This is a genomic window from Agromyces sp. NPDC052230 (genome assembly GCF_040679595.1).
Taxonomy (GTDB): Bacteria; Actinomycetota; Actinomycetes; order Actinomycetales; family Microbacteriaceae; genus Agromyces.
Window position 1 is genome coordinate 1 of sequence record NZ_JBFAVC010000005.1, and the last position, 13,056, is coordinate 13,056.

General features: G+C 70.7%; 12 protein-coding genes. 11 read left to right on the forward strand and 1 reads right to left on the reverse strand.

Annotated elements, in window-relative coordinates:
- Positions 1-215 precede the first annotated feature (215 nt).
- The 6 genes from AB0K73_RS11820 to AB0K73_RS11845 all read left to right on the forward strand — a co-directional run bounded on the left by AB0K73_RS11820 (position 216) and on the right by AB0K73_RS11845 (position 6,428).
- The gene (locus AB0K73_RS11820; protein WP_360513689.1) at positions 216-1,343 is read left to right on the forward strand and encodes an NADP-dependent oxidoreductase; all 1,128 of its coding nucleotides are present in this window, start codon (positions 216-218) and stop codon (positions 1,341-1,343) included.
- A 75-nt stretch (positions 1,344-1,418) separates the two neighbouring features.
- Entirely contained in the window at positions 1,419-2,978 is a 1,560-nt protein-coding gene (gene metG, locus AB0K73_RS11825) for a methionine--tRNA ligase (protein WP_360513687.1), read from the forward strand.
- A gap of 43 nt (positions 2,979-3,021) precedes the next feature.
- Complete coding sequence (locus AB0K73_RS11830) at positions 3,022-3,945, forward strand: TatD family hydrolase (protein WP_360513685.1); 924 nt, start codon at positions 3,022-3,024, stop codon at positions 3,943-3,945.
- Positions 3,942-4,841, forward strand: coding sequence for a 16S rRNA (adenine(1518)-N(6)/adenine(1519)-N(6))-dimethyltransferase RsmA (gene rsmA / locus AB0K73_RS11835; RefSeq protein WP_360513683.1), 900 nt, complete (start codon positions 3,942-3,944; stop codon positions 4,839-4,841). Before AB0K73_RS11830 ends, rsmA begins: the two co-directional genes overlap by 4 nt.
- Positions 4,842-4,918: 77 nt before the next feature.
- A complete protein-coding gene (locus AB0K73_RS11840) occupies positions 4,919-5,458 on the forward strand; it encodes a DUF4287 domain-containing protein (RefSeq protein ID WP_360513681.1) in 540 nt (179 codons plus the stop codon).
- 37 nt (positions 5,459-5,495) lie between these two features.
- Positions 5,496-6,428, forward strand: coding sequence for a 4-(cytidine 5'-diphospho)-2-C-methyl-D-erythritol kinase (locus tag AB0K73_RS11845; protein WP_360513679.1), 933 nt, complete (start codon positions 5,496-5,498; stop codon positions 6,426-6,428).
- On the opposite strand, the gene AB0K73_RS11850 is transcribed toward AB0K73_RS11845, so the two are convergent.
- On the reverse strand, positions 6,415-7,452 hold the full coding sequence (locus tag AB0K73_RS11850) for an aldo/keto reductase (RefSeq protein WP_360513719.1): 1,038 nt from the start codon (positions 7,450-7,452) through the stop codon (positions 6,415-6,417). The genes AB0K73_RS11845 and AB0K73_RS11850 overlap by 14 nt on opposite strands.
- A gap of 78 nt (positions 7,453-7,530) precedes the next feature.
- Between AB0K73_RS11850 and AB0K73_RS11855 the strand changes: the two genes are divergently transcribed.
- The 5 genes from AB0K73_RS11855 to AB0K73_RS11875 all read left to right on the forward strand — a co-directional run bounded on the left by AB0K73_RS11855 (position 7,531) and on the right by AB0K73_RS11875 (position 13,040).
- On the forward strand, positions 7,531-8,109 hold the full coding sequence (locus AB0K73_RS11855) for a helix-turn-helix domain-containing protein (RefSeq protein WP_360513677.1): 579 nt from the start codon (positions 7,531-7,533) through the stop codon (positions 8,107-8,109).
- A 163-nt stretch (positions 8,110-8,272) separates the two neighbouring features.
- The gene (locus AB0K73_RS11860) at positions 8,273-9,151 is read left to right on the forward strand and encodes a hypothetical protein (RefSeq protein ID WP_360513675.1); all 879 of its coding nucleotides are present in this window, start codon (positions 8,273-8,275) and stop codon (positions 9,149-9,151) included.
- Between the two features lie 242 nt (positions 9,152-9,393).
- The gene (locus tag AB0K73_RS11865) at positions 9,394-11,223 is read left to right on the forward strand and encodes an ABC-F family ATP-binding cassette domain-containing protein (RefSeq protein ID WP_360513673.1); all 1,830 of its coding nucleotides are present in this window, start codon (positions 9,394-9,396) and stop codon (positions 11,221-11,223) included.
- A 99-nt stretch (positions 11,224-11,322) separates the two neighbouring features.
- Positions 11,323-11,958, forward strand: coding sequence for an HD domain-containing protein (locus AB0K73_RS11870; RefSeq protein WP_360513671.1), 636 nt, complete (start codon positions 11,323-11,325; stop codon positions 11,956-11,958).
- 185 nt (positions 11,959-12,143) lie between these two features.
- Positions 12,144-13,040: a MetQ/NlpA family ABC transporter substrate-binding protein gene (locus AB0K73_RS11875; RefSeq protein WP_360513669.1), complete on the forward strand. Its 897-nt coding sequence runs from the start codon at positions 12,144-12,146 to the stop codon at positions 13,038-13,040.
- The last annotated feature ends 16 nt before the right edge of the window (positions 13,041-13,056 follow it).

The window sequence follows — 13,056 nt, forward strand, 5'->3', positions numbered from 1 at the left end:
ACACTCCTGCACCAGCTCCGGCCGGTACGCCAACGCCAACCTCGCCACAACACTCTCCACCCGCTAAGTGTTGCGACCACCGCGAGAACCCAAGGTTCCTCGATCGCCACACTCTGAACACGCTGTCGGCGGTCCGCCGCAGCACCCCACCCCTGTCGTTTCTCCCCCGTAAGGGGGACAATGACAGGAGCGGATGATGCTGGTGGAGGTGCGACATGGCGCACGCAGTGCAGTACTCCCGATTCGGTGGCCCCGAGACGCTCGAGGTCGTCGAGGTGCCGACGCCCGAACCTGGCGAGGGTGAGGTGCTCGTCGAAGTGTTCGCGACCGGGTTGAACCCCGTCGAGAGCTCGATTCGACGGGGTGAGCACCGCGATCGATGGCCGGTCGAGCTTCCGGTGGCGCAGGGCAGCGACCTTGCCGGCGTGGTCATCGCGACCGGGCCCGGCGCGTCCCGGTTCAGCAGGGGCGACGAGGTCATGGGATTCGTCGCACGCGGCGCGCAGGCGACGCACGTGGTCGTGCCCGAGGAGAATCTCATGCCACGCCCGCCGGGGCTGTCGTGGGAGGTGGCCGGATCGCTGTACACGGCCGGCACCACGGCGTGGAACGCCGTCGAAGGCCTGGGCCTCGGCCCGAACGACACGGTGGTCATCACCGCGGCCGCCGGCGGGGTCGGATGCCTCGCCGCGCAGTTCGCGCGCATGCGCGGCGCCACGGTGATCGGCACCAGCGCCGAAGCGCGCTTCGACTTCCTGCGGCAGTTCGGCGTGATCCCCACCGGCTACGGGGCGGGACTCGCCGACCGCGTGCGCGCGCTCACGAATGAGCCGGTCAGCGCGTTCCTCGACTTCCTCGGCGGCGAGGTCGGCGAGGCGAAAGCGCTCGGCGTTCCGGCCTCGCGCACCCTCACGATCTTCGACTGGGATGCGGTCGACCAACACGGTGCCGTGCGCATCTCGGCGGGCGACGCGGTGGCGCTCGGCAGGGTCGCGGCCCTCGCGGCGGCGCGGCGCATCCGCCTTCCGATCGCCGACGTCTTCTCGCTCGACTCGGTCGCGGACGCGTACCGGGCGCTCGACAAGCGGGAGGCGCCCGGCAAGATCGTGCTCGGCCTTCGCATCGTCGAGTACGCGGGCCAGCGCGTTCGGGAGCCCGACCTCAAGGAGCAGGACGTCACGCTCGGCGTGCTCACGCCGCACCAGCACGTGGAGGTGGAGGAGGCGGTCCCGCCCGCGCTGGCCGACGGCAGCGTGCGGCGGCGCCACCGCGAGGAGCACGAGCGCGAGGAGCACGAGCGCGAGGAGCACGAGCGCGAAGAGCGCGACGTCACGGTGGAGTGACCTGCCGACGCAGGCGACCGGTGCGACGGGGTCATACGGCGGCAGGGGCATCCGTGCGCCCATAGGATTGCACGTATGGCCGACGCCTCCTCGTTCTATATCACCACGCCCATTTTCTACGTGAACGACGTGCCCCACATCGGGCACGCGTACACGGAGGTGGCGACCGACGTGCTCGCACGCTGGCACCGCCAGGCGGGTGCGGACACGTGGATGCTCACCGGCACCGACGAGCACGGCCAGAAGATCCTCCGCACCGCGACGGCCAATGATGTGACGCCGCAGGAGTGGGCCGACAAGCTCGTCGCCGAGGCCTGGAAGCCGCTGCTCGAGACGATCGACGTGGCGAACGACGACTTCATCCGCACCACCGACGAGCGCCACGAGCAGAACGTGCAGAAGTTCCTGCAGCGCCTCTACGACGAGGGCCACATCTACACGGGCGAGTACGAGGGCTACTACTGCGTCGGCTGCGAGGAGTACAAGCAGGAGTCCGAACTCGTCGCGGGCGCGGGCGAGTACGAGGGCCAGCTCGTCTGCGCCATTCACTCCAAGCCCGTGGAGCTCCTGCACGAGAAGAACTACTTCTTCCGCACGTCGGCGTTCGCCGACCGGCTGCTCGCGCTCTACGAGGAGCGGCCCGACTTCGTGCAGCCCGAGTCGGCTCGCAACGAGGTGCTCGGCTGGGTGCGCTCGGGCCTGTCCGACCTCTCGATCTCGCGGTCCACGTTCGACTGGGGCGTGAAGGTGCCGTGGGACGACTCGCACGTCGTCTACGTGTGGTTCGACGCGCTGCTCAACTACATCACCGCGGTCGGCTACGGGCAGGACGACGAGGAGTTCGCGCGCCGCTGGCCCGCGCAGCACATCGTCGGCAAGGATATCCTGCGGTTCCATGCGGTGATCTGGCCGGCCATGCTCATGGCGGCCGGCCTCGACGTGCCGCGCGGCGTGTTCGGCCACGGTTGGCTCCTCGTCGGCGGCGAGAAGATGTCGAAGTCGAAGCTCACGGGCATCGCCCCGCAGCAGATCACCGACACGTTCGGCTCCGACGCGTTCCGGTACTACTTCCTCTCCGCGATCCACTTCGGCCAGGACGGCTCGTTCTCGTGGGAGGACCTCTCGGCGCGCTACCAGGCTGAGCTCGCGAACGGCTTCGGCAACCTCGCGTCGCGTGTCATCGCCATGATCAACCGGTACTGCGACGGCGTCGTGCCGAGCGCCGCCGAGCTCTCGGCCGCCGATCACGAGATCGCGGCCATCGAGCAGCGGGCGACGGATGCCGCGTGGTCGGCCATCCGGCGGCTCGCGGTGCACGAGGCGATCTCCTCCACGTGGGAGCTCGTCGACGCACTCAACGGGTACCTCACCGTGGAGGAGCCGTGGACGCTCGCCAAGGACCCGCATCAGCGCGCCCGCCTCGAGACCGTGCTGGCGACCGCCTACCACGGCCTCGGCACGCTCGCGGTACTGCTCTCGCCGGTGCTGCCCAAGGCGACGGCCAAGCTGTGGACGGCGCTCGGTGCACCCGGCACGGTGGAGGAGCAGCGGATCGACCGTGCGAACGAGTGGAGCATCGGCGAGCGGGTGTCGCCGCTCGAGGCGCTCTTCCCGCGCGTCGAGGTCGCGGAGTGACGGGTCTCGATACGCTCGCTGGCGCTCGCTACTCGACCACCGGATGGCGTCGTTGAGCGAGCACCTGCGCACCCGCGCCGACGCAGGACGGGCGGCCGAGTACCCGCCGCCGCCCGAACCCCTCGCCGTCGGCGTGTACGACAACCACACGCACCTCGAGGTCGCCGACGGCGCCCTGCCGATCGACGTGCACGAGCACCTCGAGCGCGCGGCATCCGTCGGCGTCCTCGGTGCGGTGCAGGTGGGCACGGATGTCGCGACGAGTCGCTGGTCGGCCGACGTCGCCGAGCGCGAGCCGCGCCTCCTCGCCGCGGTGGCGCTGCATCCGAACGAGGCACCCGAGCTCGAGGCATCCGGCACCCTCGACGACGCCCTCGCCGTGATCGAGGAGCTCGCCGCCCGACCCCGGGTACGCGCCATCGGCGAGACCGGACTCGACTTCTACCGCACGGGCGACGAGGGGCGCGGCGCGCAGTTCCGTGCGTTCGAGGCGCACCTCGACATCGCGAAGCGGCACGGGCTCGCCCTGCAGATCCACGACCGCGACGCGCACGACGAGGTCGTCGAGACCCTGCGGCGGGTCGGCAGCCCCGACCGCACTGTGTTCCACTGCTTCTCGGGCGACGAGGAACTCGCCCGGCTCGCGGCATCCGAGGGCTGGTACCTCTCGTTCGCCGGCAACGTCACGTTCAAGAACGCCGAGAACCTGCGCGATGCCCTCAGGGTCGCGCCGCGCGACCGGATCCTCGTCGAGACGGATGCCCCGTACCTCACGCCTGTGCCGCTGCGCGGACGCCCGAACGCGCCCTACCTAGTGCCGCACACCGTGCGGTTCATGGCGGAACTGCTCGGCACCCCGCTCGACGAGTTCTGCGAACAGCTCGCGTCGAACACGGTCGCGGTGTACGGGCCGTGGCAAGATGAGCCCGTGCAGGGGGCAGAGGGGTTGCAGGGAGCGCCGCGGTGAACGCGCATCGGCATGCGGCCGATGGCGTCGACAGCGCCCCGCGCCTGCTCGGCCCGGCCGAGATCCGCGATCTCGCCGAGCACCTCGACGTCACGCCCACGAAGAAGCTCGGCCAGAACTTCGTGCACGACGCCAACACCGTGCGGCGCATCGTGCAGGTTGCCGGGGTGCGCTCCGGTGAGACCGTGCTCGAGATCGGCCCCGGGCTCGGATCGCTCACGCTCGGGCTGCTCGAGGCGGGGGCATCCGTCACCGCCATCGAGATCGACGGACGGCTCGCCGAGCAGCTGCCGCATACCGTGAGCCTCATGCAGCCCGGCACCCACCTCACGGTCGTGCACGACGACGCGTTGCGCGTCACGGAGTTGCCGGGGCTCGCGCCCGTGCGGCTCGTCGCGAACCTGCCGTACAACGTCTCGGTGCCGGTGCTCCTGCACCTGCTCGAGCACTTCCCGTCGCTCACGTCGGGCATCGTCATGGTGCAGGCCGAGGTCGGCCACCGGCTGGCCGCCGAGCCCGGATCGAAGGTCTACGGCGGTCCGAGCGTGAAGGCCGCCTGGTACGGTACGTGGCGCATCGCCGGACAGGTCTCGCGCATGGTGTTCTGGCCCGTGCCGAACGTCGACTCGGTGCTCGTCGGGTTCGAACGCGGCGTTGAGCCCGGCACCGAGGAGGAACGGCGGGCGACGTTCGCGATCGTCGACGCCGCGTTCCAGCAGCGACGCAAGATGCTGCGCCAGTCGCTGTCGGTCGTGCTCGGCGGGTCGTCGGCCGCGGCCTCCGGCGTGCTCGAGCGCGCCGGGATCGACCCGCAGTCGCGTGGCGAGGAGCTTCGCGTGGCGGACTTCCTCGCGATCGCTCGCGCGGCGTCGGCGTCGGCGCACGTCGAGGCCTGACAGCGCCGGCCCCGCAGACCGGACCGGCCGGCTCCTCGACCCTTCCCAGGCGCGCACACCCGCATTACCGTGGTCGCATGGACACGCCGGTGGGGAGCAGCGCCGAGGGCATCAGCGACGACACCGTGATCGAGGCGACGGGACGGCCGCGTTCCCAGTGGTACACGATGCTCGACGACGCCGACGCCGCCACGTGGCGGCACAAGGACATCGCCGCATGGCTCGCGGAGGAGCACGGCGTCGACGCGTGGTGGGCGCAGCACCTCACGGTCGCCTACGAGCAGGCTCGCGGCATCCGCGAACCCGGCCAACGGCAGGACGGGAGGTTCGAGGCGAGCGTCAGCCGTACGGTCGCACTCGACCCGGCCGAGGCGCTGCAGGCGCTCGCCGCGGTCGTCACCGCCGAGCTCGACGTGGAGCCCCTCGCCCTCAACCTCACGGCGAAGCATCCGACCGCCCGGTTCACACTCCAGAGCGGCGAGTTCGTGCTCGCGAGCGCGAGCCCGGTCGGCGACGGACGCTCGTCGATCGGCCTGACGTGGGGACGGATGACCGACGGCACGCGCCTCGCCGAGATCAAGGCCGAACTGCGCGACTGGCTGCAGGCGGTGGGGTGACCGGGAAGCGCCCGACCCCGTGGGATAGCGTGGCAGCATGACGATCGCGGCGACCGACGAGGCAGTTCACGTGCGGGCGCCCGGCAAGATCAATCTCTTCATGCGCGTCGGCGCGGTGCAATCCGACGGGTATCACGACGTCGCCACCGCCTACCAGGCGGTGTCGCTCTACGAAGAGGTGCGGGCGTGGCCCGATGACGAGTTCAGCGTCGGATTCTCGGGCAGCGTCGACACCTCGGGCCTGCCGACGGATGCCTCCAACCTCGCGATCCGGGCGGCGAAGCTGCTCGCCCGCACGGTCGGTGTGCCCGGCGGCGTGCGCCTCGAGATCGAGAAGCACGTGCCCATCGCCGGCGGCATGGGGGGAGGGTCGGCGGATGCCGCGGCCACCCTCATCGCGTGCGACACCATGTGGGGCACCGCGCTGTCGAAGGAGGAGTTGCACGGACTCGCCGCGAAGCTCGGCGCCGACGTGCCGTTCGCACTGTCGGGCGGCACCGCGATCGGCACCGGCCGTGGCGACCGCCTGAGCCCCGCCCTCGCGACCGGGTCGTTCCACTGGGTGCTCGCGCTCGCCGAGTTCGGCCTCTCGACCCCCGCCGTCTACGGGGAGCTCGACCGACAGCGGGCCGAGAACACCCGGCCCGTCGCCGTCGACGCGCCGCCCGTGGTCGCCGCCTCGGTGCTGCAGGCGCTGCGCGCAGGGGATCCCCGGCGCCTCGCCGACGCGCTGCACAACGACCTCCAGTCGGCGACCCTCGCCCTGGCGCCGGGGCTCGGCGGCATCCTCGAACTCGGCGAGACGCACGGCGCGCTCGCGGGGATCGTGTCGGGTTCGGGCCCGACCGTCGCGTTCCTCGCCGAGGACGCCGGCTCGGCGATCGATCTGCAGGTGGCGCTGTCGGCGTCGCGCCTCACCGCCGTGCACGTGCACGGGCCAGTGCACGGCGCGCGCGTCAGCTACGCCTGATCGCCCGGCGCCGGGCGGGGTCGGCCAGTCGCGGTGCGTCGAAGGCGCCGTTCGGCGCGTAGACGTCGGTGCCCGGCGGCACGATCTCGTCGATGCGGTCGAGCACGGCGTCGTCGAGCGCGAGGGCGGCCGCCGGCAGCAGTGACTCGAGTTGCGGCAACGTACGCGGGCCGACGATCACCGAGGTGACCGCCCGGTGTGCCAGCGGGAATGCCACGGCCAATTCGGGCAGCGAGACGCCGAGTTCGTCGGCGATGGGCACGAGTTGCTCGACGACGTCGAGCTTGCGTGCGGTGGTGGCATCCGCTGGGTCGAACCATGCGGGCCGGAGGGCCGCGCGCCCCTCGGCCGCAGGCGGCACCGCGTCGCGCCGGTAGCGGCCGGTGAGGAACCCGAACGCGAGCGGGCTCCATGTCAGCACACCCATGCCCCAGCGTTCGGCGACCGGCAGCACGTCGCGCTCGATGCCGCGTGCGAGGAGGTTGTACGGCGGCTGCTCGGTGCGGAACCGCATGAGGCCACGGGCCTCGGCGACCCGGTGCGAATCGACGACCTCATGCGCCGGGAACGTCGAGGATCCGAACGCCCGGATCTTGCCGGCGCGCACGAGGTCGGTGAGCACGCCGAGCGTCTCCTCGAGATCGGTGTCGAGGTCGGGACGGTGCACCTGGTAGAGGTCGATCCAGTCCGTGCCGAGGCGGCTCAGGCTGGCGTCGACGGCGCGCAGCAGGTGTCGCCGGGAGTTGCCGCTCCGGTTGACGCCCTCCCCGAGCGCGAAGTGGCCCTTGGTCGCGAGGATCACGTCGTCGCGGCGGCCGCGCAGGGCCTTGCCGACGATGACCTCGGACTCACCGGCGGAGTACATGTCGGCCGTGTCGACGAAGTTGATCCCGCGGTCGAGCGCGGTGTGGATGATGCGCACGCAGTCGTCGTGATCGGGGTTGCCGGCCGCGCCGAACATCATGGCGCCGAGCGCGAAGCGGGAGACGGTCATGCCGGTTCGCCCGAGGACCGTCGTGGGCATGTCGGTGGTCACAAGCCGACCATAGTTCGGCAAGCAGATTTGCGCAAATACGCTTGCGGAGCCGATAGGCTTCCTGACATGAGCAGTGACGGAGCACCTGGCGATGTGCGCACGCTCGACGAGGTGCGCGCCCTCGCGGCGCTCGCGCACCCCGACCGGGCACGCATCATGGACGCCCTCGCGGTCGATGGGCCGTCGACGACCGGTGCACTGGCCGACGTGCTGGGGGTCGCCACAGGCAGCGCCTCGCATCACCTGCGGGTGCTCGCCGAGGCGGGGCTCGTCGAACGCGCGCCGCAGGATCCGTCGGATCTGCGCCAGCGTCGTTGGAAGCTCGTCAGCCGCGGCATGCGCTGGTCGGCCGGGCAGTTCCGCGATCGCCCGGCCGCGGAGTCGGCGGCAGCCGTAGCGGACGCCGTGATGCTTGCCCGCCAGGTCGAGCGGGCGCGGGCGTTCCTGGACTCGGCCGAGCCGCCGTGGGACGACGCGGCCATGTCGGGGCACTACTGGTTGCGGCTGAGCGCCGACGAGCTCGCCCAGTTCGGCCGGGAAGTCGACGAACTGCTGCTCCGCTGGCGTCGGCGCGAGATCCCCGACGACGGGGCGGATCGACGCTCGGTGCTCGCCTTCGCGCGGGCGTTCCCGTCGCGGCCCTGAGCGAGCGCGCGCGCGAGGCTTGGAGCGCGAACGAAGGTCGAGTTCATGGCAACTGCACCGCACGACGGGACATCCGGTGCATTCGACCTCAACTCGATCGCAGCCGATCACTGCCTGTGGAGAACCTCGCACCCGCGGCATCCGTCGGCTGCAGCCTGATCGGATGTCACCATCGCAGGAACTCCCATGGAGTCTCCGTACCGCGAAGTCGTTCACCCGCCGCGAGGCCGACCGACGAGGCGTGCACTGGCGCCGACTCATGGCTGACGATCTCGAGCATCCGTTCCACGGCGTCCTTCGACCAGCGGCCTCCGATACGTCTGTGCGCGCTCTCGCCGAGGCCTATGCCAAGCGGATGCCGCGGCGTCAGGTGTTCAGCCATGAGACGGCTGCCGCGCTCTGGGGCATCCCGTTGCCGGCATCCGCCGGGATGTCTCCGCTCTCAGGCGCGGCCGCGGGGCCCGCGCCGACGCTCCACGTCTCGGTGCCGCGAGGTTCGGCTCCTCCCACCGCACGCGGGGTCACCGGCCACGTCCTCAGCCTCGACCGAGCCGCCGTCCATGTGCACGCTGGTCTCCGGGTCGTCGATCCCGCGAGCGCATGGGTGCAATGCGCGGCCCGACTCTCCCTCGACGACCTCGTCGCCGCCGCCGATTTCCTGCTCACTGGATCCCAGCCATTCGATGGTCGCGCGCCGCGCTGCACGCGCGACGAGCTCGCGGCGGCCATCGAGCGGCATCCCGGATGCCGCGGTGCCCCGCGGTTACGCCAAGCGCTGGAGCTGGCGCGGTGGGGCCCGCTGTCGCGTCGGGAGTCACTGCTCCGTCTCGACCTCGTGCGCGGCGGCCTTCCGGAACCCGAATGCAACCATCGGGTGCTGGATGGCGACGGATCCCTCGTCGCGATGATCGATCTGGCGTATCCGGCATACCGGGTGGGCTCGAGTACCAAAGCGACCTGCACCGCCCGGCAGAGCAGTTCCGGCGAGACATCCGTCGCCTGGAGATGCTCGCCGACATCGACTGGACGATCGTGCAAGTGACGTCGGACGACGTGAGCGCAGACGGAGAAGTACGGGACTCCGTGGCGATGCGGGATCGGGTGAGGGCTCGGCTACGGGCTCGCGGCTGGCAACAGGGAGGCGAGTTGATGCCATCCGCACTGTCTGATGCGGCCAACGGTGCGAATGGCATCGACTCGGCGGGCGCGATTCCCGGCGCGGCGGCCGCGGGGCTTGACCCCGCGGAGTGGGCGAGCAGGCGTGGCGGCTAGGCTCGGTGGGACATGGCACACCTCCTCGGCGCCGAGCGCCTGCACCTCGAGTTCCCGACGCGCACCGTCTTCGACGAGGTCACCCTCGGCATCGACGAGGGCGACCGCATCGGCGTCGTCGGCCGCAACGGCGACGGCAAGTCGACGCTGCTGAAGCTCCTCGCGGGCCGCCTCGCGCCCGACGCCGGGCGGGTCACGCGCCGCCGCGGCATCCGGATCGGCATGCTCGACCAGGCCGACGTCGTCGACCCCGGCATGACCGTGTCCGAGTCGGTCGTCGGCGGCATCGAGGAGCACGTCTGGGCCGGCGACCCGAAGGTGCGCGACGTCATCGGCGGGCTGCTGGCGGATGTCCCGTGGCACGGCCAGATCGGCGCCCTCTCGGGCGGGCAACGGCGTCGGGTGGGGCTCGCGGCGCTGCTGGTCGGCGACTGGGACGTGGTGTTCCTCGACGAGCCCACCAACCACCTCGACGTCGAGGGCATCGCCTGGCTCGCCCGGCACCTGAAGTCGCGGTGGTCGACGGATGCCGGCGCGCTCGTCGTCGTGACGCACGACCGGTGGTTCCTCGACGAGGTCTGCACCGACACGTGGGAGGTGCACGACGGCATCGTCGAGCCGTTCGAGGGCGGCTACGCGGCGTACGTGCTGCAGCGGGTCGAGCGCGACCGGATGGCCGCGGCATCCGAGGCCAAACGCCAGAACCTCATGCGCAAGGAGCTCGCGTGGCTGCGCCGGGGCGCCCCCGCCCGCACGTCGAAGCCGAAGTTCCGCATCGAGGCCGCGAACCAGCTCATCGAGAACGAGCCGCCGCTGCGCAACCCGGTCGAGCTCAACCGGCTCGCGGTGTCGCGGCTCGGCAAGGATGTGGTCGACCTCATCGACGTCTCGGTGGTCTACCCGGTTCAGGATGCCGCGCCCGGCGCTCCGACCGAGCGCACCGTGCTGCACGACCTCGAGTGGCGTATCGCGCCGGGGGAGCGCACCGGCATCCTCGGCGTGAACGGCGCGGGCAAGTCGACGCTCCTCGGGCTGGTCACGGGCGCCGTGCAACCGACCACCGGACGTGTGAAGCGCGGCAAGACCGTCAAGATCGCGACCCTCAGCCAGGAGCTCGCCGAGCTGGCCGAGTGGGCCGACGAGCGCGTGAGCGCGGTCGTCGCCGAGCAGCGCACCGCGTACAAGATGGGCGACAAGGAACTCACGCCCGGGCAGCTGCTCGAACGGCTGGGCTTCACGAGCGCGCAGCTCTCGACGCCCGTGAAGAACCTCTCGGGCGGCCAGAAGCGGCGGCTGCAGTTGCTGCTCATCCTGCTGCAGGAGCCGAACGTGCTCATTCTCGACGAGCCGACGAACGACCTCGACACCGACATGCTCGCCGCGATCGAGGACCTCCTCGACTCGTGGCCGGGCACGCTGCTCGTCGTGAGCCACGACCGGTACCTCATCGAGCGCGTCACCGACCGCCAGTTCGCCATCCTCGACGGCCACCTGCGCGACCTGCCGCGCGGCGTCGACCAGTACCTCGAACTGCGGCGCCAGGTGACGGATGCCGCGGGGCCGGCGGGTTTCGAGACGCCAGCCGCGCGGACTGCTCAACCCGCGTCGGAGGCGCTCACGGGCGCCGAGCGCCGGAACGCCGAGAAGGAGATCTCGTCGATCGACCGGCGCCTCGAGAAGCTCACCGCCGAGATCGCCCGCCTGCACGAGCGACTCGCCGTGCACGACCAGGGCGACTACGTGGGGCTCGGCGTGCTGGGCGACGAGCTGCAGCGGCTCGAGGCATCCGTCGCCGAACTCGAGACCCGCTGGCTCGAAGTCTCCGAGGCCATCGACGGCTAGGGGAGTTGGCAGCGCAAGTACGAACGTTGTCGCTCCTTCGACGTCTCGGGAATGTCGTCGTCGACGAGACTGGACGCCTCAGTCGACCAGGGAGGTCACATGCAGCCGATGGTCCTCGCGGAGGTGCCGCACCCCGAGACCCGAGTCGCTCATGCCGCTCGTGAGGTCGCGACCGAGTTCTGCTCGCCGGCGCTGCTGAACCACTCGCTCCGCTCGTATGTCTGGGCCGCCTCGTACGGCGTGCTGAACGGCATCGCCTTCGACGAGGAGCTGCTCTACGTCTCCGCCCTCCTGCACGACATCGGCCTGGTGCGCGAGTTCGACAGCCATGACGTCGGCTTCGAGTACGCCGGCGCGGCGGTGGCCTGGGTGTTCGGCGCCAGTGCGGTCTGGTCGCCCGAGCGGAGAAGGCGGGCCGGGGAGGTCATCATCGCCCACATGGCGAGCGAGCTGGTCGGCCCTGAGACCGACCCCGAGGGTCACCTGCTGAGCGTGGCGACCAGTCTCGACATCTCGGGTGCGAGGCTGAACGCGTGGCCGGTCGAGCTGCGTTCCGAGGTGATCCGGGCGCTGCCGCGTGCGGGGCTCGCCGAGGAGTTCGTCGGATGCTTCAAGGACCAGGCGAGTCGCAAACCGCACAGTTCGCCTGCTCTCGCGATCGCCGAGGGCATCGAAGCTCGGGTCGCGGCGAACCCCTTGGATCAGCTCGACGCATCTTTGACCCTCGGGCGGTGACGTCACAGGAACTGTGACCGTTCATGACCGATCGGTCGGGACCGCGCAGATCCTTCGCCTAACGTGGTTGATGCGCCCGCGTTCGCGGCAACGTCGCCCCCTCGTCACGACTCACCTGGCGGAGCCCTGCCTCCCAGCCATCAGCACCCGATCGCGTGCGCCCACGCGAAAGGGAAACCACAGGAATGTCACGCACCACCACCAAGCTCCTCGCCGCCCTGGCCACCGTCCCGCTGCTCGCGGGCCTCGCGGCCTGCGCGGCTCCCGCCGCGGGCGAGACCGCCGGCGACGACATCGTGAAGATCGGCGTCGTCGGTAAGGGTGACCCGCAGTGGGCCGCCTTCGAGGAGGCCGCTGCCGATGAGGGCATCACGATCGAGATCATCGACTTCTCGGATTACGCCCAGCCGAACCCGGCGACGACCGAGGGCGAGCTCGACCTCAACCAGTTCCAGCACATCGTGTACCTCGCCGATTACAACGTCTCGGCCGGGGAGGACCTCACGCCCATCGGGTCCACGGCGATCTACCCGCTCGGGCTCTACTCGACGAGGTACGACTCGGTGAAGGACATCCCGGCCGGCGAGACCGTCGCGGTACCGAACGACGCCTCGAACCAGGCTCGCGCCCTGCTCGTGCTGCAGTCGGCCGGCCTCGTCGAGCTGAAGAGCGGCGGCACGATCTTCTCCGACCTCGCCGACATCGACGAGGCGAAGTCGAAGGTCAAGGTGACCGCCCTCGAGGCGTCGCTCACGCCGACGTCGCTTCCCGACGTTGCCGCCGCGATCATCAACAATGACTTCGTAGAGGACGCCGGCCTCACCTTCGAGGACGCCATCGCGAAGGACGACCCCAGCGACCCGAACGCGCTGCCCTACGTCAACATCTTCGCGACCCGCGCCGACGACGCCGAGAACGAGACGTACCTGAAGCTCGTCGAGATCTTCCAGACCGACCCCGAGGTGCAGGCCGGACTCCTCGAGTCCTCGGGCGGCACCGGCCTCTCGGTGCAGACGCCGGTCGCCGACCTCGTCGAGTCGCTCGCCAAGGTCGAGTCCGACACCGAGGCCGCCGGGAAGTAGGGACTTCCGCCGGGAA

Coding starts and splice junctions, on each gene's coding strand:
- AB0K73_RS11820 (WP_360513689.1), top strand. CDS start 216: ATGGCGCACGCAGTGCAGTACTCCCGATTCGGTGGCCCCGAGACGCTC.
- metG (WP_360513687.1), top strand. CDS start 1,419: ATGGCCGACGCCTCCTCGTTCTATATCACCACGCCCATTTTCTACGTG.
- AB0K73_RS11830 (WP_360513685.1), top strand. CDS start 3,022: ATGGCGTCGTTGAGCGAGCACCTGCGCACCCGCGCCGACGCAGGACGG.
- AB0K73_RS11840 (WP_360513681.1), top strand. CDS start 4,919: ATGGACACGCCGGTGGGGAGCAGCGCCGAGGGCATCAGCGACGACACC.
- AB0K73_RS11845 (WP_360513679.1), top strand. CDS start 5,496: ATGACGATCGCGGCGACCGACGAGGCAGTTCACGTGCGGGCGCCCGGC.
- AB0K73_RS11850 (WP_360513719.1), bottom strand. CDS start 7,452: ATGCCCACGACGGTCCTCGGGCGAACCGGCATGACCGTCTCCCGCTTC.
- AB0K73_RS11855 (WP_360513677.1), top strand. CDS start 7,531: ATGAGCAGTGACGGAGCACCTGGCGATGTGCGCACGCTCGACGAGGTG.
- AB0K73_RS11860 (WP_360513675.1), top strand. CDS start 8,273: ATGTCACCATCGCAGGAACTCCCATGGAGTCTCCGTACCGCGAAGTCG.
- AB0K73_RS11865 (WP_360513673.1), top strand. CDS start 9,394: ATGGCACACCTCCTCGGCGCCGAGCGCCTGCACCTCGAGTTCCCGACG.
- AB0K73_RS11870 (WP_360513671.1), top strand. CDS start 11,323: ATGCAGCCGATGGTCCTCGCGGAGGTGCCGCACCCCGAGACCCGAGTC.
- AB0K73_RS11875 (WP_360513669.1), top strand. CDS start 12,144: ATGTCACGCACCACCACCAAGCTCCTCGCCGCCCTGGCCACCGTCCCG.